This is a genomic window from Dyella sp. SYSU CM1112, from assembly GCF_058216415.1.
The window spans coordinates 293,121-317,811 of the sequence record NZ_JBZEGI010000001.1 but is presented as its reverse complement, the minus strand read 5'-3'; the positions used below and the strand labels follow the sequence as shown (position 1 = coordinate 317,811).

At 60.1% G+C, this 24,691-nt stretch carries 15 protein-coding genes; 6 read left to right on the top strand and 9 right to left on the bottom strand.

Annotated features, from left to right (window positions below; all coding sequences use genetic code 11):
• Positions 1-12: 12 nt before the first annotated feature.
• Entirely contained in the window at positions 13-261 is a 249-nt protein-coding gene (locus AC4HNJ_RS01595; RefSeq protein ID WP_490477771.1) for a GlsB/YeaQ/YmgE family stress response membrane protein, read from the top strand.
• A gap of 77 nt (positions 262-338) precedes the next feature.
• On the opposite strand, the gene AC4HNJ_RS01590 is transcribed toward AC4HNJ_RS01595, so the two are convergent.
• The 3 genes from AC4HNJ_RS01590 to AC4HNJ_RS01580 all read right to left on the bottom strand — a co-directional run bounded on the left by AC4HNJ_RS01590 (position 339) and on the right by AC4HNJ_RS01580 (position 3,354).
• The gene (locus AC4HNJ_RS01590; RefSeq protein WP_490477770.1) at positions 339-875 is read right to left on the bottom strand and encodes a YidB family protein; all 537 of its coding nucleotides are present in this window, start codon (positions 873-875) and stop codon (positions 339-341) included.
• A 10-nt stretch (positions 876-885) separates the two neighbouring features.
• Complete coding sequence (locus tag AC4HNJ_RS01585) at positions 886-1,395, bottom strand: peptidylprolyl isomerase (RefSeq protein ID WP_490477769.1); 510 nt, start codon at positions 1,393-1,395, stop codon at positions 886-888.
• A gap of 129 nt (positions 1,396-1,524) precedes the next feature.
• Entirely contained in the window at positions 1,525-3,354 is a 1,830-nt protein-coding gene (locus AC4HNJ_RS01580; RefSeq protein ID WP_490477768.1) for a 3-hydroxybutyrate oligomer hydrolase family protein, read from the bottom strand.
• A 265-nt stretch (positions 3,355-3,619) separates the two neighbouring features.
• Here AC4HNJ_RS01580 and AC4HNJ_RS01575 point away from each other — a divergent pair, with 265 nt between their 5' ends.
• Positions 3,620-4,297, top strand: coding sequence for a response regulator (locus AC4HNJ_RS01575; RefSeq protein WP_490477767.1), 678 nt, complete (start codon positions 3,620-3,622; stop codon positions 4,295-4,297).
• Here the strand turns inward: AC4HNJ_RS01575 and AC4HNJ_RS01570 are convergent.
• The 3 genes from AC4HNJ_RS01570 to AC4HNJ_RS01560 all read right to left on the bottom strand — a co-directional run bounded on the left by AC4HNJ_RS01570 (position 4,288) and on the right by AC4HNJ_RS01560 (position 11,500).
• On the bottom strand, positions 4,288-7,614 hold the full coding sequence (locus AC4HNJ_RS01570) for a hybrid sensor histidine kinase/response regulator (protein WP_490477766.1): 3,327 nt from the start codon (positions 7,612-7,614) through the stop codon (positions 4,288-4,290). The two genes, AC4HNJ_RS01575 and AC4HNJ_RS01570, sit on opposite strands and share 10 nt — an antisense overlap.
• Positions 7,615-8,074: 460 nt before the next feature.
• Positions 8,075-9,103: an extracellular catalytic domain type 2 short-chain-length polyhydroxyalkanoate depolymerase gene (locus AC4HNJ_RS01565; protein WP_490477765.1), complete on the bottom strand. Its 1,029-nt coding sequence runs from the start codon at positions 9,101-9,103 to the stop codon at positions 8,075-8,077.
• 144 nt (positions 9,104-9,247) lie between these two features.
• The gene (locus AC4HNJ_RS01560) at positions 9,248-11,500 is read right to left on the bottom strand and encodes a TonB-dependent receptor (protein WP_490477764.1); all 2,253 of its coding nucleotides are present in this window, start codon (positions 11,498-11,500) and stop codon (positions 9,248-9,250) included.
• Positions 11,501-11,852: 352 nt separating this feature from the next.
• Between AC4HNJ_RS01560 and AC4HNJ_RS01555 the strand changes: the two genes are divergently transcribed.
• The 4 genes from AC4HNJ_RS01555 (at position 11,853) to AC4HNJ_RS01540 (ending at position 17,358) form a co-directional block, all read left to right on the top strand.
• A complete protein-coding gene (locus AC4HNJ_RS01555; RefSeq protein ID WP_490477763.1) occupies positions 11,853-13,250 on the top strand; it encodes a GntP family permease in 1,398 nt (465 codons plus the stop codon).
• 81 nt (positions 13,251-13,331) lie between these two features.
• Positions 13,332-13,610, top strand: coding sequence for a hypothetical protein (locus AC4HNJ_RS01550; RefSeq protein WP_490477762.1), 279 nt, complete (start codon positions 13,332-13,334; stop codon positions 13,608-13,610).
• A gap of 368 nt (positions 13,611-13,978) precedes the next feature.
• Positions 13,979-15,808, top strand: a complete 1,830-nt coding sequence (gene typA, locus AC4HNJ_RS01545) for a translational GTPase TypA (RefSeq protein WP_490477761.1) — start codon at positions 13,979-13,981, stop codon at positions 15,806-15,808.
• Positions 15,809-16,023: 215 nt separating this feature from the next.
• Positions 16,024-17,358, top strand: coding sequence for a carbohydrate porin (locus AC4HNJ_RS01540; RefSeq protein WP_490477760.1), 1,335 nt, complete (start codon positions 16,024-16,026; stop codon positions 17,356-17,358).
• 125 nt (positions 17,359-17,483) lie between these two features.
• On the opposite strand, the gene AC4HNJ_RS01535 is transcribed toward AC4HNJ_RS01540, so the two are convergent.
• The 3 genes from AC4HNJ_RS01535 to AC4HNJ_RS01525 form a co-directional block, all read right to left on the bottom strand.
• Positions 17,484-19,361: a beta-galactosidase gene (locus AC4HNJ_RS01535; protein WP_490477759.1), complete on the bottom strand. Its 1,878-nt coding sequence runs from the start codon at positions 19,359-19,361 to the stop codon at positions 17,484-17,486.
• Positions 19,362-19,564: 203 nt separating this feature from the next.
• A complete protein-coding gene (locus tag AC4HNJ_RS01530) occupies positions 19,565-21,580 on the bottom strand; it encodes an enterotoxin (protein WP_490477758.1) in 2,016 nt (671 codons plus the stop codon).
• A 114-nt stretch (positions 21,581-21,694) separates the two neighbouring features.
• Positions 21,695-24,661: a TonB-dependent receptor gene (locus AC4HNJ_RS01525; RefSeq protein WP_490477757.1), complete on the bottom strand. Its 2,967-nt coding sequence runs from the start codon at positions 24,659-24,661 to the stop codon at positions 21,695-21,697.
• Positions 24,662-24,691: the final 30 nt, after the last annotated feature.

Here is a 24,691-nt window from a genome sequence, read left to right as displayed (position 1 = left end):
GAGTAGATACCTATGTTCCATATCATTTGGTCCATCATCGTTGGCTTTATCGTCGGTGTGATCGCACGCTGGATCGTGCCGGGAGCCGAACACTACGGATTCATCATGACCACGGTCGTGGGCATCGTGGGTTCCATCATCGGCGGCTTCATCGGCACCCTGCTCAAAAAGCCGGAGCCCGGCCAGAAATTCCATACCGCCGGCTTCCTGATGTCGATTGTCGGCGCGGTCGTCCTGCTATTCCTGCTTCGCTATATCTAAAACAGAAAGCATGCTTGCCAAACAGAAAAGCACGGCGGATTCATTCCGCCGTGCTTTTTCGTTGAAGAAGCAAATGATCAGGCCGTCTTGGCCGCCAGTAGCCGCTCGGCCAATCCGCCGAGCATCGAAAGATCGAAACCGCCACCGCCCGCCGGCGCTTGACCGTCTGGCGTCAGGTGATCGACCGCATGTGGCAATACTTGCGCAAGCTGGCCAACAAGCTGGCCGGGATCAACACCCAGCTTACCGGCAGCCTCGGTGACTACCGAATCCAGACCCGTCTTCTGCAGCACTTGATTGAGCTGATCGCCTGAGATGGCCTGATTTGTTCCATTTCCGATCCAGGACTGAACCGCGTCGCCCAGGCCATGCTGTTGCAACGTGCTGGCCAATCCCTGTACTCCGCCGGCCTGCTGGATCAATTGACCAGCCACCGACACCAGCGAGCCGGCCCCCTCGCCTTGCCCGCCTAACAAACTGCCCAGACTGCCGAGTAATGACATCGCTACACTCCTGTGAGGATCAGTGCCCGGATTGTATGCCCACGCTGTCTGCACAATCGTAACGCGCGCGTGAAAAAGCCGCCGTGGCGAACCACGGCGGCTTGATGCCATGCCAGTCGAATCAAGCGCGCTGATCGAGGATCTCGTTCCACTCTTTCACTCGGTCGGATTGCGCGGCCAGCAAGGTATCGACGTCACCCTCCACCGTCACCTTTTCGATCTTGTCGCCCTGCTCAACCGTGTTGACGATGGCCAGGTCTTCAGGACCCATCACTTCGCCAAACACGCTGTGCTTGCCATCCAGCCATGGCGTCGCACCATGTGTGATGAAGAACTGGCTGCCGTTCGTACGCGGGCCTGCATTGGCCATGGAGAGAATGCCCGGCTTGTCGTGGCGCAACGAAGCATGGAATTCATCTTCGAAACGATAGCCCGGGCCGCCACGGCCGCTGCCTTCGGGACACCCGCCCTGAATCATGAAATCGGCGATCACGCGATGGAAAGACAAACCATCGTAATAACCGCGACGCGCCAGATTGACGAAGCTAGCTACTGTCACCGGCGTCTTGTCGTCATGCAGACGAAGACGGATCGGACCGCGATTGGTAGTGATCGTGACTTGGATGGCCATGGGTATTCCTTATGAGTCCTCAATAGGGCATCCGGAAAAAGCCGGATGCCGAACCCATAAGAATACCCTCAGAACGGCTCTTGCTGGAGAGGGCGGAAACGACTTTCTACCCAGAGGCGCATGGAAGATTCAAAGCCCCAGCATGCTTGCCTCCAAGGGACCGGCCCCACGCGGCTTTCCTGCCGGGGTGGGCAACTGGCTGGGCCAGGATCGCCCTTGGAAAAGATGCGCCCAGAGGCGGTCTAACGCCACATAACCGTAGGGCAACAGGGGCAGGTGCTTTTCACCGAAGCCCGGCAACGGCAGGAACGCATCAAAATGCTGGGCGTGGGGAACCTTCCAGTACAGCGGGTGGCGCCCTTCCTCATGCAGCCAGGCGATGTACGGCTCCGACGTAAACGCGGTCGGCAGCAAACCGTCATCCGCTCCCTGCAGCACCCATAGAGGTAAATCCTTTCTCGGCAGCCGCGCCGCCAAGGCCTGCAGAGATCCATGCAGGGCGCGCGCATCGGCGCTGTCGCCCGTCCACAATTGCCGCAGGCACTCCAGGCCGGCGAGCTGCGGATCAGCACCCTCGCCCATGCCACCGGACAACCCGACTCCATCACCGGGCGGGATACCCGATGCACTTGCCCACCAGCTCGCACGCGTCGCCTCGCTAGCTAACCCGGGCTTGCCATCCACCACCGCCTCGTACCGGTAGCCGCATGGCATATCGTCCGCACCGCGGCGCAGATAAGCAGACGCGTAGGCAGCACCAATGACTCGCCACAAGTCGAATGCCGTGGATGAAGCGGCCGTTGCCATGGCCTGATCAGTCCAGCCGTTGGCGCGCAGATGTTCATAGGCCTCTTTCGCCTGCGCATCCAGCGTCGCTGCTTTCAACAGCCCTTGCGCATGCAGGCTTGCGCAACGCGTCACCCATGCAGGATGCGGCGCGGCGTTGGCATCCCGCGCAAACGGTGTCGAAGCAAAGCGGCTATCCATCAAGGCACAAGGCAGCCAGATGGCAGCCTCGGTCACGTAGTCATAAAGCGCACGGCCATGATGCGGCGTGTGCACGTTCGGCTCTAGCGCCACCACGCCTGCAAGCATGTGGTGCTCATCGAATCCGGCTGCTTGCAATACGGCGCCGCCGCCATTGGACAATCCCGTTGCAATGATCTTTGTATTGGCCGGAGTGAAGGGCGCCTGATCGGGAAACGCACGATCCAGCATGGCCAGGCCGAACTGCGCTGCCTGCAGCACATGACGCCCCCAGTCGGCTTCTGGATTGTCGCCGGAGTGCGCGTGCTTGACGGCAATGCCTTCGCCTTTTAGCGCAGCAGGCTCGAATTCCAGCATCGCTATACCGCGCTTCGCCCGTTCACCATCCAGCTTGACGCCGGAATCATCCGCGTAATCGAAATAGCCCGAACCCGTTCCCTTATCGGTGTAGGCCACCGCACAGCCCCGCGGCAATCCCCATGCTCCAGCCAGCGCGATCGCGCCATAGATGCCGCGCGAGCCGGATGATGCCGTCACCACCAGACAGCGATGGACGGTGTCGAAATGGTCCGGCACTTGCACCAGTACACGATGCGGCGAGTGCGCGCCCGGCAGCCTGGCAAACGCCTCATATTCCCGCCCGGGTACGTCGGGCACGGCCCCATAGACGGTTCCATAACCGCCCAGCGGCCCAAGATCCGCAATCCCCTTCCAACTGCTCTGGATGGCGCGTCGACGCAACTCCTGCACCGTGGGATGGGCCGGATCGGCAAAAGGCACCGGCGCTCCCCTCAAGCCTTCGAGACCAAGTCCGGCGCTGAGCAAGTCGTCGTGATCGCGATGCGCGGTCACCATGATCCCGCCTTGCACAAAATCGACCCCTTGCATCACTGGCTCCTTTGCCGACACGCGCCCTCCGCAGGCAAACAGGGCCAGCACGACAACACTCATCAAGCATGTACGGATATTCATCCGCCCACCATAGCAAGCTCATCGCGCCAGACCATCGTACGAAAGTACAACAACGTAACTCCCGCCAACCCCCTCTTTTATCTCGACGCCGCAGTTCTCCCCGGTTATGGTCTAAAGCTCAGATCTGTATCGGTCTGCATACGCCCCGGCCAAGGAGAACGGGGCGCGTAACAGTCCGAAGGGGGAGCGGCGATATCGCCAGCGGCACCGGCCAAGCCGACTCGCCGATGTGCTTACAGATCTCACAAGCTTTAGGGAGGCTTGCGTGCCACGTTTACTCATCGCCGATGACCATCCTCTCTTTCGAGCCGCCTTGCGCCAGGCAGCGAGCGAGCATCTGGACGACTGCAGCGTGCTCGAAGCCTGCAATCTATCCGGCGTGCTCGATGCACTTTCAGCAGATCCGGATATCGACCTGGTGCTTCTCGATCTGCATATGCCTGGCAGTCAGGGACTGTCCGGCCTGGCCGCCCTGCGTGGCCAATATCCCGCTGTGGCAGTGCTGGTGGTTTCCGCTCATGACGAGCCAACGGTCGTACGGCGCGTGCTCGATCATGGTGCGGCAGGTTTCATCCCCAAAAGCGCCGATCCCGAGGAAATCAGCAAAGCCGTAGTCACCGTGCTGAATTGCGGCAGCTGGTTGCCCCCTGCACTCGCACGCAGCGTGGCCGCGCTGCCCAGTCATCCTGCCGACGCGGATCTTGCGGCCAGGCTGGCCCGCCTCACCGAACAGCAGTACCGCGTGCTCGCCTTGCTGGCCGACGGCTTGCTTAACAAGCAGATTGCAGATCGCTTGGGTATCCAGGAGCGCACCGTCAAAGCGCACGCAACGGCTATTTTCGAAAAACTTGGCGTGCGCAATCGCACCCAGGCTGGCGTGTTGTTGCATGCGCTGGACCTCGGCGAACCCGGCGCGGCGTCTCCGCTTTCAGCTCAAGCCTGATGCGTGATGCCTGACTCGCGCGCTGCCGTAGCTCGCTGCATCACCTGCCGCAACGCCAAGGGTTTAAGGGGTTTGTACAGCACCATCACACCGGCTTCGAGCAAACGCTGACGCAATTCGCCATCGCGGTCGGCGGTAAGCACAACTGCCTGGACACCCGGGTGTTGGCGGCGCAATTCGAAAAGCACATCCCAGCCGGTTTGCCCACGATCGAGGTGGTAATCCAGCACGCACAGATCCGGGCGCCATGGTGCAGCAAGTGCGTGAGCCGCCTGCGACGCAGCATGCACTTCCCATCCCCAGCTTCCCAGCAAGGCACCGAGTGCCGCGAGCGCAGAAGGCTCGTTGTCCAGAATCAATGCTCGCCCCGCCATCAGCGGGCTGACTTCCACCGCGGTTGGTATTGCAGCGTGATAAGCAGAGAGTGCACGAGGCACGTCGACATAAAACACGCTGCCGCGTCCAGGCCACGAACGCAGTCCAAGCGGATGCTCCAACAACGCTGCCACACGCTGTGCAATCGAGAGTCCCAGGCCAAGCCCTTGCCCTCCCGCCGTACTGCCACGCCGGAATTCCTCGAAGATCAGAACGCGCTCCTCCTCGGCGATGCCAGGACCGGTATCCCATACCTCCAGCCGCAATCCCCCCGCGCGGTGACGTGCACCCAGCAGCACACGTCCACGTTCGCCATAACGCAGCGCATTCGACAGGAAATTCTGCAGTACGCGCCGCAGCAGCAACGGGTCGGACCGCACCCATGCACGACTGTCGACAACGTGAAGCTGCACGCCGCGATCGCTGGCGAGCGCACGAAACTCCGCTGCCAGCGGCTCCCATACTTCTGCCAGAGGAAAGTCGCGCGGCTGCGGATGAAGACGGCCGCCTTCCAGGCGTGCGATATCAAGCAAGCCACCAAGCAAACCTTCGGTAGCCGCCAGTGCGTCATTGAGATGCCTGGCGTTGGCCGCGTCATAGCCATGCTCGCCCAAGGCATGTGCAAACAATTGCGCCGCATGCAAGGGCTGCATCAAGTCGTGGCTTACCGCCGCCAGGAAATGACTCTTCGCTTCGTTCGCGCGATGCGCTTCCGCACTGGCCTGCGCCAATTCGCGGGTTCGGTCGGCCACCCGCAACTCCAGTGTTTCGTTAGTCAGCATCAACTCGTGCGCGGTTTCGCGAAACACGGTGACATCGGTAAACGTAGCAACGTATCCGCCGCCAGGCATTGGATGGCCGCGTATTTCGACCACCGTGCCATCAGGAAAGCGCCGCTCGGAAAGCAGCTCCGTGCCGGCCCGCATATGGGCAAGCCGCCGCCGCACGCGCGCCTCGACATCGCCAGGACCAATGATGCCCGCCGCAATATTCCGCCGGATCAGATCCGCCACCGGCCTTCCGACTTGCAACAGCTCCGCCGGATAACCGAACAACGTAGCGTAGCGGCGATTCCACGCCACCAGGCGCAGCTCGGTATCGACCACGCAGATACCTTGGCTCATGTTTTCCAGCGCCGCTTCCAGCACACGCTGACTGAAATGCAGATCTTGCGCGGCTTCACCGACGATCGCCGCCACCGTGTCGAATTCGGCGCGCCCTTGCCGATGCACTACTTCCAGCAGCAAACGCGCGGAAGCCGCGCCGATCACCGCCGCCAATTCATGCTCCACCTCGGCAACGCGCGCATTGCCCGCAGGACCGCGCATATCCATGCCTGCGAATACGCGCTCGACACGCTCATGCGGTAGAAAGCGTTCCGCCAGCGCACGCAATTCCACAACCGTCACGTTACTTACGCCGGCCATCCAGCGTCGACGCCCATAGCGGGTATTGGCGACAGCGACCATCACTAATACGTTCGTCACCAGGCTGAGCATCACCGCGCGCCCCAGGCGGCTCCAGTCATCCAGACCCATCAAGCCATCCGGCGTAAGCCAACGCAAACCCAGCGGCCCTTGCATGAACCAGGCGGGCGGATGCGACAAGCCAGCCGGCAACAACACGTACAACCAGACCACACTGCCTGCGGCCAGCCCCCACATCACCGCCCTAGGCCCGAACTGCGGGCGATACACGGCTGCCAGCAACGCGGGTGCCAATCCAGCCAGCGCGGAAAATGAAATCGCTCCGATATCCGCCAGCGCGTCATTGCGCGCCAGCAGGCGGCTATACATCCACGCCAGCAGGATGACCGCAAGAATGGCCGCGCGGCGTTGGTTCAACACTTCGCCGCGCAAATCTCCCCGCTCGTCACGGCCCCAACCCGCACGCACACGCAGCGGCGCAATGAAGTGATTGACCACCATCAGACTCAGCGCAAGCGTCGCCACCACCACCATGCTCGTGGCCGCGCTGAGACCACCGAGAAACGCAACCAACGCCATGCCGTGCTGCTCGCGCGCCAGCGGCAATGCCAGCACATAAAGATCGGACGGCACGCCGCTCGGAGCCAGCCACGCGTCCCCCATCTTCGCCAGCGGCAGGATCGGCAACGCAATCAGCAGCATATAAAGCGGAAACAACCATCGCGCCGTACGTACGTGCGAACTGTCACGACACTCCACCACACCCGCGTGAAACTGATGCGGCAAAGTAAACATCGCCAAGGCGCCCAGCAGGATCAGTGCCGGGAAACCACTGCTATCGTGCGGCGGCGGCAGGCCGATAGCCGCGCCAGCCGGCGGCGGCGTAAACAACAATGTTCCCAATGCCAACATCGCCCCGAGCTTGAACAGCGACTCGAATGCCATCGCCAACACCAGCCCGCGGTTATGCGCCATGCCTGATGCACGCCGCGTGCCGAACAACATCGCGAACAACGCCATCAGCAACGCCACGTACAACGCACTGTCATGCCATGGCGCCGACTCGGCCAGCTCGCCACGGCGCAACAGCGTGTAACTCATCGCCACGGCTTTTAGCTGCAGGGCGATGTACGGCACGATGCCAATCAACACCACCAGCGTCACCAGCGCCGCCAATCCGGCGTGCCGACCAAGACGCACCACGATCAGGTCAGCGATGGAACTGGCGTTGTACTCGCGGGCAAGCTGCACCAGACGCCGCAATACCGACGAAGCGAACACATACATGAGAATCGCGCCCACAAACGTCGGCGGCAACCACCACCCCGAACGACTCGCCTGCGTCACCGTGCCGTAGAACGTCCACGACGTACAGTGAATCGCCAACGAAAGCGCGTAAATGATCGCCCAGTGCTTCTCGAACAAATGCGGACGGCGTTCACCGGTAAGCGCAACGCCAAATAGCAGGCCAAGCCAAACCAAAGCCGCTGTAGCGATCAGCCCCGTACTCAGCATGAAACCAACCGAATCGTGCAGAGATACGAAACACCGCGCGCTTTCCCGACATGCCCCGCCAACAAGAAGCGCGCGCCAGGAGGGCATGCAGCTTTACCCCGGGCTCCTAGGGTGCGGTGAAGGGCTGGCGGATGAGCCCGTAAGGAAGTCGGCACGGATGCCGGCTTGTTTTTCGCCGGCACGGGATGTGTTGCCGAAAAACCCTGCCTCCCCTTCACGGACTTGGCGGGCAGGATGCCCGCCAAGCGCATCCTCGGGATGGCTTTCTCTTTGATTACTTTCTGTTGGGCACGCAAGAGAACGTGACTCGGCCCCTTAGGGGCCGAAAGCGCCGCAGGCAATCCGTCTGTCAGCCACAGTGCATGTTCAAACACTGGAATTCCAAGCCTGCATACGTTGTTACATTTAAATACAGGCTCCCGCTTCCACCAGCAGCACAACCGCACGCCTGCATGCGATATCAATGCCCCACCGGCAATCCCAATGCCCTCACCGCATTGACCACCCACCGCAGCTGCACCCCCTGCCGCGTGTCGTAATTGTTGCCCGAATAACCCCACCAATCCCAGCATGCCTGGGGATTCAATGGCGCGAAGCTTGCCCGCGTCTGAGGATACAGGATGGCCACGTCATAGACGTCCGCCCAGCGATTGAACCCCGCATCCTTCACGAAGGCCTGTCCCACGGCATCGGCGTTTTGTTTGCAGCCGTGGAAGGCGACCAGCAGGCCGCAACGTTTGCCCGCCGCACAATCCGGTGGCACGTACACATAGCCCGTGGAAGCCAGCCACGCATCCGCGCCGCCCGGCTTCAATGCATCCTGATCGAAACGTTGCAATCGGCCCTTCGCCTCGGCGCCCGCTGCGTGCGGCGGCGGACCAAACAGCTGTGCGAAGACAGCGCCCGCTGCATCAAACCCGCAATGCCCGAGATACGGCGAAACGGATTTCCCGCAATCCTCGCCGACCGCGGCAATCGGCAGGTTATGCGAGAAACTCCGCTTGCCGTCGTCATTGACCTGCAATCCCGCCAGACCCGGCTCGTCGCGCAACGCTTCATAAAAGTGCGCAGCGGCCTCCGCGACTGCCGGGGCGACCACCGTGTCCGCCGTGCCATGCAGCAGGTAAACACGTCCGTGCGCGAGATCCTTCAACGGGCCGATCTCGCCTTTGGCCGCACGTTGCTTCGCCGTCGCAACCAAGGCGGAAACATCGGGCGCCGGTACGCCTTTCATGCAGCTGCTCAGTGCGATCTGCAATTTGTCCTCGGCACACCCATAAGGACCGCCCGCGATCAACGCCGCATTCGGAAATAATTCCGGGTAAGCCATCTGCATCTGGGTCGCCATATAGGCGCCGGAGGAAAGACCCGCCACCGCCGTTCGCGACGGGTCGAGCTTCAAAACAGGAAGAGGAGGAGCTACGTCGTCCGCGCTGGCAACCCCGGCAGCCAGCAACGCACCCATGCATACGACCTTGATCCAACGCATCGCTCTTGTCCTCTCATGTCCCAGTGTCACAAGTACCATCAAATCATCCTGGCGTCTTTCGCGACGCACCCGCTCTGTTAGCGCCATAGCGTGAAAAGGCCCGGCCCGTGTCGAGGGATGCACGGACCGGGTCTGGGGCAAACCTCAGAAGGTGTATTTGGCCGAGAGCGTCACCATGCGTGGCGGTCCGTAGAAACCCGTCACGATGCCCAGTGCGGCGATGTTATAGCCAGTGGTGCGATACGATTTATTGCCAAGGTTCGAACCCTGCAGACTGATTGACCAGGGCTGGTCAATCTGCCAGATCAGACCCGCATTGATCAGTCCGTACGAACCCTGCTTGATCAGCGGCGACAGGGTGGTTTCCGGCCATACCGAGGTCTGATACTGATAGTTGAGGCGCGCACTCAGGTCACCGTACGCACCCAGCGGAAAGCTGCGCTGCAAGGTCAAGCCACCCGACCATCTCGGCGCATTGGTAAAGAACTGCGTATTGGCGATGTTGACGCCACCGCTGTAGAACTCGGTGTACTTGGTATGCAGGTAAGAGAAGTTGCCGCTGAAGGTCCAATCCTGTGAGGGATACCAGGCAAACTCTTCTTCCAGACCGTCGATATGGCCTTTACCCGCATTGGTGAAATCGCCGAAGAAGCCCTGGCTGCCATTCGGTTCCGTGTACGAGGTAAAGACGGAGAGCTGGATGTTTGAGTAGATGTTGTGGAACAGCGCCGTGTTCATCATCAGCGTGTTGTCGAAGAAGCTCATCTTGCTGCCGAGCTCGAACGACTTCACGTTCTCATCCTGGATCGGGCGGCAGGACGTGGGAATCTGCGCGCAGTTCGCACGGATGTTGTAACCGCCCGAGTGGAAACCCTCGCTGTAGGTGGCATACAACTTCACCTGATCGCTGGCGCTGTAGTCCACCGATACCTTGGGCGATACGTTGCGCGAGGTATGCGCGCCGGTGAAATCCGCCAGCACGCCGATCGGCACCGTGAACGTCGCGTCGGAGTAGTCATAGTTCTGTATGACGGCGGTTTTCTTTTCATCGGTGGCGCGCGCACCGACATCCAGGCTCCAATCCGGGCTGATATCCCAGGTGTAATCCGCGTAAGCCGCGTAGCTGCGCGTCCCCATGCTGCCGCCGGTGCTGCCGTACTCGGAAAGTCCCAGCAGGTTATAGGGCGGCGAGCCTAGAAAGATATTGTGGATGTCGCCGGACGCGGTGCCGTTGAAGTAGTACAGGCCCATGACGCCATGGATGACACCGCCCGAATCGTAATTGGCCTGCAACTCTTCGCTGAACTGGTGATCCCTGTAGATCGCCGATACGTCGGCGATTTCCTGCGGCAAGGTATCGAAATCGATATTGCTGTCCGTGGATGAGCCGCGATAGGCGCTGACGGATTTCAGCGTCCAATCCTCGCTCACGATCCAGTTCATGGTAAGCGCCGCACCCTTCGTTTTGGTCTGGTTGACCTGCGGCATGCCGCTGCGTGTGTTGTAGTCGCTAGGCAGCGGCTGGTAAGCGGGATCGAGCGGATTAACCTCCAGCATCTTGGCGCCACGCGGATTGGAATCGTCGTGCATGCCGTCGATTTCCAGCTGCGCATTGAAATTCTTGGTCGGGAAGAACCCCAAGGTCGCGCGTGCGGCGTTGGTATCCTTGTCACCGTTGCGGCTGCCATTGAGCAGATCGGTACCAAAACCATTGTTGTGCTCGCTGGCGACCGCGATACGTCCGCGCCAGACGCCGTCCGCCGAGGCCCCGCCCAGCGCCGCCTTCACATCCTTCTCGCCATGCGTACCAGTGGTGACTTCCACCGAACCTTCCGTCTTCACCGGCAGCGGCTTGGAAACGTATTTGATGGCGCCGCCGATGGTGTTCTTGCCATACAGCGTGCCTTGCGGACCACGCAGTACTTCGATGCGATCGACATCGAAAACATCCAGCATCGCGCCCTGTGGACGCGCCATGTAGACGTCATCGAGATAAATGCCCACGGCCGGATCGAAGCCCCAGGTCGGATCGGCTTGCCCCAGGCCGCGAATGTACGCCGTCAACGTGGTATTGGAACCGCGTGCCGCATAGATCTGCAGATCGGGAACCTTGCCTTGCAGATCGCTCAGGTCCTGCACGTTCTGTTCGTAGAGCGCTTGCGACGTCAGCGCTGTCACCGCAATGGGAACATCCTGCAGCGTTTCTTCGCGTTTGCGAGCGGTCACGGTGATCTGGTCGAGCTTCTTGGCTTGAACCGGGTTGGCGCTATTCGCATTCGCCTGGTTGTTGTTGGATGCCGTGTTATCGCTTTGGCTGGTCTGCTGCGCGTTCAGCGGCGCGATGCAGGCAAGCCCCAGGCTCAAGCCGATCGCCAGACTCAAATGGCTACGCTTCATGTTTCCCCTCGCAGTGGTGTGCATCCACCCACGGATGCCCATGCTGCGCAGCATAGGCAGCGCGCCAGGGGCTAGCACTTGTACCTTCGTACAGTGCCGTTGCACGCAAGGCTGCCGGGATACTGGCGACACGCGGCATCCATCGTTCGGCTATAGGCATGAAGAACGACTTCTCCTTCCCGCTATTGGCGCGAAAGCAGAGGCATTCTTCAACGGCAAAGCTGGTCAATCCGTGCCGCCCTTCCGGCAAAAGCAAAACGGGATTCCCGCCTTCATGGGAATGACAGCGGCGGATAAACGCCTGCACCTCACATCGTCGCGTCGCAGAACCAAGTAAAAAAGGATGAATGGAATGGCTTTTCTCATCGTGCTGGCCGCCCTGTGCTTTTTGATGCTGGCGGCCTACCGCGGCTACAGCGTGATTCTGTTTGCACCGATCGCCGCGCTCGGCGCGGTACTGCTCACCAGTCCCGCCTTGGTCGCACCGATGTTCACCGGTCTCTTCATGGAAAAGATGGTGGGCTTTCTCAAGCTCTACTTTCCGGTCTTCATGCTGGGGGCGGTGTTCGGCAAAGTCATCGAGCTGTCGGGTTTTTCCAAAGCGATCGTCGCTTCAACCATCAATTTGGTAGGCCGCAGTCGCGCGATGCTGTCCATCGTGCTCGTCTGCGCCTTGCTCACTTATGGCGGCGTCTCGTTGTTCGTGGTGGTGTTCGCCGTGTATCCGTTTGCGGTCGAACTCTTTCGCGAATCGGACATCCCCAAGCGCCTGATTCCCGGAACGATCGCACTGGGCGCATTTACCTTCACCATGGATTCGCTGCCGGGCACGCCGCAAATCCAGAACATCATTCCCACTTCATTTTTTGGCACCACCGCCTGGGCAGCGCCCTGGCTCGGCAGCCTGGGTGCCTTGTTTATCCTGATCGTGGGCATGCTGTACCTGGAGTCCCGGCGACGCAAAGCCGCGGCTGCCGGCGAAGGTTATGGCGATAACTTGCTCAACGAACCGGCGCCCTTTCATGGCAGCAAGCTTGCACATCCATTGATCGCGCTGCTCCCCCTGATCTTGGTTGGCGTCGGCAATCTCGCTTTTACCAAGCTGATCCCGCACTTTTACGGCAAGACCCAATCCTTTGTGCCCGCCGTCATCGGCAACCCTCCGCCCATCGTGCAGGAAGTATCGAAAATCGCGGCGATCTGGGCGGTGGAAGGTGCATTGCTGCTGGGCATCCTGTGCGTGTTGGCATGTGCCTGGCGTCCGGTCACCCGGCATTTCGCCGAAGGCAGCAAAGCCGCGGTAAGCGGCGCCCTGCTCGCCGCCATGAACACCGCCTCCGAATACGGCTTCGGTGCTGTCATCGCGGCGCTGCCCGGCTTCCGTGCGGTGGCCGATGCACTGCACGCCGTACCCAATCCGCTGGTCAATGAAGCCGTGACGGTGACTGCGCTCGCCGGCATTACCGGTTCTGCATCGGGCGGCATGAGCATTGCACTCGCCGCAATGGCCGACACCTTCATCCATAACGCGAAGGCGGCCGGCATTCCCATGGATGTGTTGCATCGTGTCGCCGCGATGGCGTCCGGCGGCATGGACACCCTGCCGCACAACGGTGCCGTGATTACCTTGCTTGCCGTCACGGGACTGACCCATCGGCAATCCTACCGGGACGTGTTTGCGGTGACCGTCATCAAGACTGTGGCCGTCTTCGTGGTGATCGGGGTGTTTTACCTGACCGGGCTCGTGTGAAATCAAATGGTTTTACAGACACGGTTGCGATCGTCATGAGCGCCGGGCAAGCTTGCGCGTTTTTCACCACGCGGAACTGCCATGTCCAAGCAAACGAATATCCTGCAGATTCTTCCCGCCACCGGCTGGGTGGCGGTCTATGACGACGGCGGTGAGGAAAGCGCCGCCCCCTTGGTCTGTTTCGCCCTGGTCGAAACCCTGGATGGCGGGAGCAAGCAACAAGACGTGCGCCCGATGAGCGCCGAGGGCAAGCGCATCGCCTTTGCCGACGACGCCGACAACTTCCTGCGCGTCGAAGAACTGGCCCAATTCGAGGAAGACGAAGAGGACGAGGAAGAAGAGGAAGACGAAGAAGCCTGAGGGCTGTCGGCTTGCCGGATGGGCATCCAGGCCACCATCTCAGCTTCACGCGACGCCATTCCCTCTACGGTGAGTGGCGTGGGGTTGGTGGTGAGTTCCGCCGGCTGCTTGAGCGGCTACCTGATTAAGACATCACCCAACATCTTCGCCAGACTTGCTTGATCCCAATCCAGCCCTTCCCTGTTGCACAGAGGGGAGGGCCCAAGCACTCAGCCAGCTGAAACCCCATGCTGATCGGGTTCCTCGATGAGGAAAGCTGCAAAAGTGCCCCGGGCAAGCAACCTGTCACATAACCCCGTATAATCCGCGGGTTACCCCCTATCCACACCAGCGCGGCGGCTCCACGGCACGCCCCGGTACCCGTACTCATGTCCATCGAAAACCTGCGCAATATCGCCATCGTCGCCCACGTCGACCATGGCAAAACCACCCTCGTCGATCAGTTGCTGAAGCAGTCGGGCACGCTGTCCGAACGCACCGTGCTGGCCGAACGCGTGATGGACAGCAACGACCAGGAAAAGGAACGCGGCATCACCATCCTGGCCAAGAACACCGCCATCACCTGGCGTGAAAACCGCATCAATATCGTGGACACCCCAGGCCATGCCGACTTCGGCGGCGAAGTGGAGCGCGTGCTGTCGATGGTGGATACCGTCTTGATCCTCGTCGACGCGATGGACGGTCCCATGCCGCAAACCCGCTTCGTCACGCAGAAGGCGTTCGCGATGGGCTTCAAGCCCATCGTGGTGGTTAACAAGATCGACCGTCCGGGTGCGCGTCCGGAGTGGGTGGTGGAACAGGTGTGGGATCTGTTTGACCGTCTTGGCGCCACGCCGGAGCAGATGGAATTCCCGATCGTCTACGCTTCCGCGCTGAACGGCTACGCCTCGCTCGACCAGGACGCCCGCGAAGGCGACATGACCCCGCTGTATCAGGCCATCATGGATCACGCGCCAAAGCCGGAAGTGGATCCCACTGGTCCGTTCCAGATGCGCATCAGCCAGCTGGACTACAACAACTTCGTCGGCGTCATCGGCATCGGCCGCATCCAGCGCGGCACGCTCAAGAAGAACATGCCCGTCGCGATCATCGATCGTCACGGCAAGAAGCGTCAGGGCAAGGTACTGCAGGTGCTCGGTTTCCTCGGTCTCGAACGCATCGAGCAGGACAGCGCCGAAGCGGGCGATATCGTCGCCATCTCCGGTATTCAGGAGCTGACCATTTCCGACACCGTCTGCGCGCTCGACACGCCCGAAGCGCTGCCCGCGCTCACCGTCGACGAACCGACGATCAGCATGACTTTCCAGGTGAACAACTCGCCATTTGCCGGCAACAAGGATCTCTCCGGCGGCAAATTCCTCACCAGCCGCCAGCTGAAAGATCGCCTCGAGCGCGAGCAGGTGCACAACGTGGCGCTGCGCGTCGAACAAGGTTCGGATGCCGACAAGTTCCTCGTGTCAGGCCGTGGCGAACTGCACTTGTCGGTGCTGATCGAAAACATGCGCCGCGAAGGCTATGAACTGGCTGTGTCGCGTCCGGAAGTGATCATCAAGGAAATCGACGGCCAGAAAATGGAGCCATTCGAACAGCTGGTGATCGATGTGGAAGAAATCCACCAAGGTCCAGTGATGGAACGCCTGGGTATGCGCAAGGGCCAGCTCAAGAACATGGAGCCGGACGGCAAAGGCCGCGTTCGTCTGGAATACATGATCCCGGCACGTGGCTTGATCGGTTTCCAGAATCAGTTCAAGACCCTCACGCAAGGTTCGGGTCTGCTGTTCCACGTGTTCGACCACTACGGTCCGAAGGAAGAAGGCCAGATCGCCAAGCGCCTCAACGGCGTGATGATCGCCAACGCTGCCGGCACCACGCCCGCTTACTCGCTTGGGCCGTTGCAGGAACGCGGCAAGCTGTTCGCCGCGGAAGGCGATTCGGTCTATGAAGGTCAGCTCGTCGGTATCCACGCCAAAGACAACGACCTCACCGTCAACGCCATCAAGCCCAAGCCGCTGACCAACATGCGTGCCTCGGGCAAGGACGATGCGATCCAGCTGACGCCGGCGACCAAGTTCTCTCTCGAACAGGCGCTGGACTTCATCGACGACGACGAGTTGGTCGAAGTCACGCCCAAGGAAATCCGTCTGCGCAAAAAGCACTTGACCGAGAACGACCGCAAGAAGGCCTCGCGCAGCGCCTGATGGTTCTGCGAATCTCAAAAAAGCCACCGCAAGGTGGCTTTTTTTGTTTGTCATGATTCCCTCGAACAATAGACGCTCATGTCCTTTACGCGCATACCGGATACTGCCGCGCTCTGCTCGAACGGGTTTCACGCTTTTGAGAACCCCCGCCCCCTACCGATTCCCTGCGCAGCCCTGGCATATCCTCCTGCCCATAGTCACCGTCAACGCCACTCATGATCAGCCAAGTTCGCCGCATCCTCCTGTCATGCCTCTTGCTGGCCGTATTGCCGCTCGCGTCGCAGGCGGACGATGCACCGCTGTTCGTCCCGCAGTGGCTGGGCGCTCAATACACTTTCGTCGACCAGAACCAGTCGCGCGTGCATTCGCCGTATAGCGGCCCGCTCAGCCTGAATCCAAACGGTTCGACGGCACGTTCGCACACCTTCGGCGCTTACTTCGGCGTCGCCCTGCCCGCTCACTTCCAGTTCTACGTCGACGTCGAAATGTTCAAGGGCGAAGGCGTCAGCGGCGCGACCGGATTAGGTGGCCTGACTAACGGCGACATCATCCGTTCGGGCGTCGCCAACCTTGGCAAGACACCTTACGTGGCGCGCAGCTATCTGCGCTGGACGCTGCCACTTGGCGGCCAAGTTACCCACCTTGAGCGCGGGCAAGATCAACTACCCGGCGACGAAGCCACGCAGCATCTCGAGATCAAAGCCGGCCTGATGGCGGTAAACGACGATTTCGACAAGAACCGCTATGCCAATGCTACCCGCACCCAGTTCATGAACTGGTCGCTGTGGAACAACACCGCTTGGGATTTCGCTGCCAACACCCGCGGCTACACCGATGGGGTGATGATCGGCTTGATCATGTCCGGCTGGAGTCTGCGCTATGGCATCTATCGCATGCCGTATGAAGCAAACGGCCAGCGCCTGGACACTTCGCTGGGACATGCAAGCGGTCAGCAGATCGAGTTGACCCTGCAACCCCAACCCAACGGCTGGGCACTGCGTTTCCTCGGTTTCTACAACAAGGCAAACATGGGCATCTACCAGCAGGCGATCGATATCGCCGACGCGACCGGGCAGGTCCCTGACATCCGTGCCGACGATGCACCGGGACGCCATAAATTCGGCTTCGGCATCAACGGTGAACTGCCGGTCGCCGACAACGGCGACACGGGTTTCTTCATGCGTGCCGGATGGAACGATGGACACACCGAATCATTCGTATTCACCGAAGTCGACCGCACGCTCAGCGGAGGCTTTCAGCTATCTGGCGCGCATTGGCAACGATCCGATGACCGGCTCGGCATAGGCCTCGCCATCGATGGACTCTCCCGCGTCCACGCACACTATCTCGCCCTGGGTGGACAAGGCTTTCTGCTAGGCGACGGCGCACTGCACTACGGCCCGGAACAGATCGCCGAGATCTACTACAGCATGGCGGTCATCAACCACCTCAGCATCAGCCCGGATTTCCAATTCATTCGCAACCCAGGCTACAACCGTGACCGCGGTCCCGCGCGTTTTGCGGGACTGCGAGCCCATATCGAGTTTTGATGCGACGCGCGTGTCACTTGTAAAAGCGGACCTGCGCATTAAACAGGGGTGACAGGGTGATACTCCGTTTTAGTGCCGCGCGCTGTTGAGCTTTCATTCCCGCGCAAGCGGAAATGACGACACCATCACCCCGTCAACCGATCACTGCTGCGAATCGCCGTCGGCGTCACGCGGTGCATGTCGAACACCAGCACTTCATTGTGTCCGCGCATGAACCACGACGCCGGGCAATAAAGGCGCTGCTGCGGCCCGATGCGCCAATAGCGGCCAAGCAGCTTTCCATTGACCCACACGTAGCCTTTGTCCCAATCGCTCATATCGAGGTAGCAATCGCCAAGCTTGTCCAGCGTAACCGTGGCCTTGAAGAACAGGCCCGGACGTTGCCTGTAGATGGAATTGGCATGGAACGGTGGCAGGCCGGCGATGTAGGCCTCGTCCATCGGCAAGCTGTGTGCTTGCCAATCGTGCAACTCGTCACCGTCGAGCGTCACGGCACCGACGATACCTTTGAAGTCGTACATCGCCTGTCCGTAACCTACATGGCCGAAGCTGTCGACGAGAATTTCCACCGTCGTGCCCGCGCCGTTGGCTGGCGGGGGAATATCCACGTAGTGCCTTACATGCAGCCCCGGCTTGTTTACGCGCGACACATAGTCCAGATACTTGCCGTCGCTGAACACCGTGCCGTAATCGCGCAAACCTTCCATGTTCAGCATGCCGCCGCTCAGCAGCGTCTTCCGGTACACCACCATGCCATGATCCTGCGCGAACAGCATCTCGTTCGGATTGGGCTTCTCCACTTGGCTGGCGGGCAACGGGAGGTTGTCCCAGATCGAGGTGAAGGGTTGAGCGATCACCTCCGCAAAGCGGATCGTCGGCGGTGTCGGCGGCGGCTCAGGAACAGTGTGAGGCACATGCGGCGCGATCAATGCGCGGAACATGTGGTAATTCCGGGTTGCCTCGCCTCGTTCATTGATGGGCGCACCGTAATCGTAACTGGTGATCACCGGCTCGAAGTCTGCGTAGTCATTGCGTGCATTGGCGCCGGCGGTGAAGCCGAAATTGGTGCCGCCGTGCACGACGTACATATTGAACGAACGGCCTTCGGCCAGGAGTCGGCGCAACGTCCCGGTGAAATGGCCGACCTGAAAATCCAGATCGCCCCAATGCGTCAGCCAGCCCGGATATCCCTCGCTCATCCACACCGGCATTTCGCCGGCGATTGTCTGCGCCGCCGCGAAATCGGTATCGCCGTCCAAACCCAAGGCTGTGCCCGGCACATAGGTCCTGGCTTGCTGGATTTCCGCCAAGCCATCGGCAACCGAAAACGGGCCATGGATTCCACGCGCCTGCCACATCTCACGCAGGCGCAGCAGGTAGCCCAGGTCATGCCCGAACGACGCGTATTCGTTCTCGATTTGCATCATCAGGATCGGGCCGCCCTGGCTTGCCATCAGCGGCGCGAGCTTCGGCGCAATGGCATCCATGTAGCGCTGCACGGCCTGCATGTAGCGCGGATCGTCCTTGGTTCGTACACGAATGGAGGGATCGCGCAGGAAATACGCCGGCAGTCCACCCAAGTCCCACTCCGCACATACGTAGGGGCCGGGCCGCAGATACACCCACATGCCTTCCTGCTGGCATAGCTTGATGAAGCGCGCGAAGTCACGGCGCTCGGTCGTGAAATCGAACATGCCCGGTTCGCTTTCGAAATAATTCCACATCAGATAGATGGCAATGGTATTGAGCCCCATCGCCTTGGCCATCCGGATACGGTGCAACCAGTACTCGGCGGGAATGCGTGCAGGATGCATTTCACCGCTGCGGATGCGGAACGGCCGGCCGTCGAGCAGGAACTGTTTACGGCCAAGTTCAAAGCGGCGCGGTTTGCCGTCAGGTAATGGCTCGACAGAAAGCTTGGTGTCCGTCTCCGCCTCGACCAACGACATGCTTCCCGCCAGCGGCGTCAGCAAAGCAAACCGAAGAAAATCGCGTCGTTGCATGGCTCCCTCATCAAACAGCTTGCTTGAGTCGTGCTTGGGTACAACATGCCCCTCCCCTGCGCGCAGGGGAGGGCCGGAGCAGGGTTGTACGAACTTGCTGCGCCGTTGAAACCGCCTCACGGCTGCTTCACTCGCCCCGCCCTCTTGCTTGTCACATGCAGTGCGAGTGCAAACTGCTCAAGCACAGAGCGCCCGAGCGTACCTCAAGGCGTCAATTCAAGGGTCAATACTTCGAAGGGTGCGAGCGTGATCGTGCTCACATGATCGGCATCCAAATGCGCCGGCACATCGCCGCCGCTCTTCCACACATCACGCACGCGGAAACGGCGCACCGCGCCGGGAGGCAATTCCAGTTGCCGTTGCAAATCAATGATCGCCCGTTGCGGATGCGAATCCGGATTGCGCAGCGTGATGATCGACTCGTGCGGTGACCATGCCGCCCAACCGTAGACATCGAGCCGTCCCGGATCACCGCCGATCCAATGCGTATCGCGCAAGACGTCCGCATTGGCGCGTGCCCACTTGGCGGCATCGGCCAGTACGTCCCAATCCTCTTTGCTGAGCAGCGACGGCGTGATGTACATCTCCTGCAACTGCGTGCCGGTCGCAAAGTAGGAGTGCACCTCGTTGGGAAAATCGTGGCCCGGATCGGTATTCAGGCGCTTGTTCATCTGCGCGTAGATGATGCCGTGGAGCATCAGCGAATTGATCGGGAACAACGGCCCCTGGATCACGATGTTCTCGTAGGTCTGCTGGTCGCGATAAGTGATCCACTGTTCGCGCTCGGTGCCGACCCCGGCATGCCAGTCGTCCTCGCCGCCGCGCCAGATGGAGTCGGCATAGCGCAGCCAGAACGGTGATGCCCAGGTACCGGTGGTGAGATTGATATAGGTGTCGGGCTTGGCTTTGCGAATGTCCTCGATCAACTGGATGGCCGCAGCGAAATCGCTGGTGAACCGGCTGCCGGGAAACACACTGCTGACATTGCCCGTGCCGTCGAACTTGAATTGATTGACGCCATCCTTGGTCAACAGTTCCATCACCGCATCATGGAATCGCTGGTAATACTTCGGACCCGACAGTGCAAAACCGCCATCGATGATTTCGTAACCGGCTGCCTTGCCGTTTTTCAAGCGCTCCTGCTTGGGCTTGCTATAACCGCCCCATGGCGACAGCCACACACCGGGCGCCGCGCCGTACTTCGCCGCGGCCTGCTTGAGCGGGACGAAACCGTGCGGAAAATCCTTGCTGAAATGCCAGCTTCCGCTGCGATCATCCCAGCCATCGTCGAACAGGAACGAATCCAGCTTCACGCCACGCTTGACGCTCAGTTCCTCACCGATGGCATCGATGCGATTGAGTGCCTCTGCCTCCGTATAAGGCGTGAAATAGCCGATGTCGTACCAGGAGTTGTAATGCAGGAACGGACGATACGGATGTGCGCGCTCGCGTTCCACATATGTAGCGAAGTCACGCCGCAGCTGATTGTCGTGAGTTACACCGACAACCGCCGAATAGGTATACGACTGTCCTTTTTGCAAAGGCAGCCCTTCGTCGATCCAAAGATGGACACGGTTGCCGCGTACCTCGCTGTTGGATAACGGCTGTTCGAAGCCCATGTAGTCGTGCTGCGACACCACGGGTGAACCCTGCACCGTGCCCACCACTTCCGCGTGGTCCGCCTGGAGTTGCAGCAGGTCGATGCGCGAGATGTCCTGATCGTTCTTCAAGGCCGTAACCGTGACGATCTCGCGCAAGTAATCGCTGCCCTCACGTTGCACCCATCGCCAGTCGACGCGAATGCGTCCGGCTGCATCGCCGAAGCTCGCCTCAAGAGCATGTCCAGGCAATCGCGCGGCTTCCCGTGAAGCCTTCGGGTCCGCCTTCAGCACAATCTCTTTGGTCGGCGCCAGCAAAGACAACTGTGACGCGTCCAGCGTCGTGCCATTGCGGAATGTCAACGCAAAAGGCGAGACGACAGACAGATCGCGCTTATTGACGTGATCCGTAAATACCAGCGTACCGACATGCCGGCCACTTGGCTCCCAATGCACCGATATCGCCGCGTTGCCAAACACGTAGCCAGCCGGGACCGCCCTGGCGGATGACAGCGGAAGCACCGTCGTCGTAACAACAAGCACCGCTGCCGTCGCCATGCTCAAACCCTTGCACGGCATCACTGCGTGCCGGTAGCCCTGCCATTTGGAGTAAAAACGCATTTGAATACATCCTTCGTCTAGAGCCCTGCGTCCAAAAACCATCGCGAGCTTGCCGGTGCAAAGCTAATCGCCAACACACTGCGATGATTTCCGGACGCCCGGCCTTTAGCCACCTCAATAATCGTAGGTCACGCCGAAGCGAACATAGCGTGGTTGCTGCAGCAACATCGGTGTGCCGTATTGAGGGTTGGGCGCAGCCGGTACGGTTCCGGTGTTGTAATACGGATACTCGTTGAGCGGCGCCTGGCCGTTGAACACGTTGATGACATCGAGACTGAAGCCGAGCTTGTGTGCGGCGAACGCAGGGCGATAGCGCAAGCCCAGATCCAGCTGCTTCATCCACGGCAAGCGGCCTGCCGCACCGGGTGGCGATGGCTGGCCGCCGCACCACTGATAAAGCGAGCCATAACCCACCGGATCGGTCTGATTCGGACCGTATAAGCCTAGACAGTATTTCGGACCGCCCGATACCAGGGTCAGATTCGCCGAGACCTGCCACTCGGGTGTGATCTGGTAATACCCATAGGCTTTGATCTGATGCGTATGATCCTCGCCTTGTGGACCAATACCGTATTCCATCAACTGTGGAAAATCCCAGTAGGTGTTCTGGGTTTCCGCCAGCGCCTGGATGTTCGTCTGGCCCATGCCTTCGTTGTTGCCGTAGCTGCGCGAAAACACGTAATCGATCTTGCCGTACCAGTGCCCATCGAAGGGATGTTCCAGGAATCCTTCAAGCCCGTAGTATTTGCGCACCATCGCGGGAAAGCCCATCTCCGCATTGGTGAGGGTCACGTCGTGGAAAACGCCATTCGGATCCTGTACCGCAAAGGTATTGGCCTGCCCTGGATTGATGTAATAGCAGCTGGCGTTATTGACATCGTCGATACCGATGGAGGCCGCTTTGTTGATGACCGCCTGCACGTCGCAATAATCGTCGATGTCGTGACGCAGAATCCGGCGCGTCAATTTGGCGCCATAGATCCACGCCGGTCCCAGCGTCTTGGTGAAGCCGAGAATAAATTCATCCTGGTTCTCGGCCTTGAGGTTTTGCACCGTGATCGTGCGCGGATCGGGCGTCTGGCCGTAAGCATTGTCTGCCGAGACCGGCTTCGAAACCTGCGTAAGGCCAGTGGGTGTACCGTCCGCCGCGATGCCGCTGTAGGTGAAGTATTGCTGCGTGCTGATGTAACCGTTCGCCGGGCCACCCGGTGCCAATGGCGAACCGAGATAGTAACGGCCGGCATTGCCGTACACCTTGAAACTGCCATCGCCATTGACGTCCCAACTGAAGCCCAGGCGCGGCGCCCACTGCGGCTTGGTCTGCGCCATGTAGGTCTGACCGGCAGCGTTGTAATTGGCGAAGCCGTCATTGCGCAGACCCAGCGACACCAGCCAGCGGTCGCTCACCTGCCATTGATCTTCGATGTATTCGGCACGCTGCTTGGTCAGCAGGTTGGCGCCGCCGATGAACATGTTCTTGCTGACGTAATAGCCTGAAGCGCCATTCGGATAAGCAGCCAGAGCGCCGACGCCCAATGCAGGAATCAAAGGCACGGTAGGATCCGGTGTGTAACCGTAGTTCCAGTAATAACCGGGACCGGATGAATGGTTACCTTGGTCGTAGGCGCCAGATGTGAGGTTATCGATACCTACTGTGAGGGTATGGCTGCCGAGCACATAGCTCAGGCTTGCACGCAGGTTGCTGGTTCGATAGTAAGGGTTGTACAGCGACTGGATCGTCTGGATGCCATTATTGGGCACACCGCCGTTGTAAGCAGGATTCTGATAAGTGGCGCCTGCGATGTAAGTCGCGTCAGGATCGTAGTCCTCCGGAATGCTGTAGTTAAACGACTTCATCTTGCCGTACAAGGCCGTGAACGTCAGATTGTCGGTGATGTAGCTGGTGAACTTGGCCGACAGCATGTCGCCGCCGCTCTTGGTATTGTTGGCAAAACCTCTTAACGATGTTTCCCGCAGACTGTTGTAGTCGTAGTTGTAGAGCGAGCCGTATGTCTCCTCCTTGCTGGAAGCACCGGTCAGTTCCAACAGGTTCTTGTCGGTAATGTTCCAGTTGATCTTCGCGTACCACTTGGGCAACCGCGTCTTATAGTTCTCTGCCGTGCCGCTGGTCACGCTGTTGACCGTGTGAATGCCCTCGTCACTCATCTCCGCGGACACGAAGAAAAACAGCTTGTCCTTGATGATCGGACCGCCGACGTAAGCGTCGTATACCGACGTCCAACGTGTGTCCTTGCTGTTTGGATCAAACAGGTTTCCCGCCACCGGCGAAGGAGGCAGGCCATTCCTGTAGTAGGTATTGTCCTGGCTGGACCGCAAACCTTCCGGCTCGTAAAGCATTTGTCCGCCGAAATGCCATTCATTGGTACCGCTCATGCCGATCATGTTGAGCACGCCACCATCGGAGCGGCCGTACTGCGCGCTGTATCCGCCCGTATAGACTTCTTCCTGATCGATCGAACCGTAAGGCAGCGTGATACCGCCTTGGCCGAGATAAGGATCCGTGGTGTTGAAACCGTTGATGTAGTACGCGTTCTCTTCCACCGACGAACCGCCGAAGCTGACCAGCGGCACGCCGGTTGTGCTGAGGAAGCCACCGCTATCGCTCACCGCTCCCGGTGCCAGCAACGCGGCTGCTTCGGCGGTACGCGGCAGCGGCAACGCGGCCAGCTGTTTGGCGGTAATGACGGTACGCGAATCCACCGAACTGACATCGATCGGCGGCACGCTGTTGGCCGATACCATGACACCCGACAACTCCTTTGCGGCAACCGGCTGCGTGAAGGACACATTGGCGCCGACACCGACGCGCAGTGCCACCTTGTCGCGGGTTTGCAACGCGGTGCCGTCGCGCATCAATGTGACCGTGTAGGTGCCCACCGGCAGCTGCGCGGCGTTATAGCGACCGGTGCTGTCGACAGGGATGTCACGCGACAGTCCGGTATCACTGCGAATGAGGACACTCAAGCCCTTCTCGGGTGGCGCCTGGCCATAAATATTACTGGTCGTCGATTGACCATAAGCACCGGCCGAAACGAGCAAGCTGCCGATTGCAATGACCATCCCTTTCTTTCGTGACGACATCCAGGTTTT

Coding starts and splice junctions, on each gene's coding strand:
- AC4HNJ_RS01530 (WP_490477758.1), bottom strand. CDS start 21,580: ATGCGTTTTTACTCCAAATGGCAGGGCTACCGGCACGCAGTGATGCCG.
- AC4HNJ_RS01590 (WP_490477770.1), bottom strand. CDS start 875: ATGGCATCAAGCCGCCGTGGTTCGCCACGGCGGCTTTTTCACGCGCGC.
- AC4HNJ_RS01580 (WP_490477768.1), bottom strand. CDS start 3,354: ATGAATATCCGTACATGCTTGATGAGTGTTGTCGTGCTGGCCCTGTTT.
- AC4HNJ_RS01540 (WP_490477760.1), top strand. CDS start 16,024: ATGATCAGCCAAGTTCGCCGCATCCTCCTGTCATGCCTCTTGCTGGCC.
- typA (WP_490477761.1), top strand. CDS start 13,979: ATGTCCATCGAAAACCTGCGCAATATCGCCATCGTCGCCCACGTCGAC.
- AC4HNJ_RS01585 (WP_490477769.1), bottom strand. CDS start 1,395: ATGGCCATCCAAGTCACGATCACTACCAATCGCGGTCCGATCCGTCTT.
- AC4HNJ_RS01595 (WP_490477771.1), top strand. CDS start 13: ATGTTCCATATCATTTGGTCCATCATCGTTGGCTTTATCGTCGGTGTG.
- AC4HNJ_RS01550 (WP_490477762.1), top strand. CDS start 13,332: ATGTCCAAGCAAACGAATATCCTGCAGATTCTTCCCGCCACCGGCTGG.
- AC4HNJ_RS01565 (WP_490477765.1), bottom strand. CDS start 9,103: ATGCGTTGGATCAAGGTCGTATGCATGGGTGCGTTGCTGGCTGCCGGG.
- AC4HNJ_RS01525 (WP_490477757.1), bottom strand. CDS start 24,661: ATGGTCATTGCAATCGGCAGCTTGCTCGTTTCGGCCGGTGCTTATGGT.
- AC4HNJ_RS01570 (WP_490477766.1), bottom strand. CDS start 7,614: ATGCTGAGTACGGGGCTGATCGCTACAGCGGCTTTGGTTTGGCTTGGC.
- AC4HNJ_RS01535 (WP_490477759.1), bottom strand. CDS start 19,361: ATGCAACGACGCGATTTTCTTCGGTTTGCTTTGCTGACGCCGCTGGCG.
- AC4HNJ_RS01555 (WP_490477763.1), top strand. CDS start 11,853: ATGGCTTTTCTCATCGTGCTGGCCGCCCTGTGCTTTTTGATGCTGGCG.
- AC4HNJ_RS01560 (WP_490477764.1), bottom strand. CDS start 11,500: ATGAAGCGTAGCCATTTGAGTCTGGCGATCGGCTTGAGCCTGGGGCTT.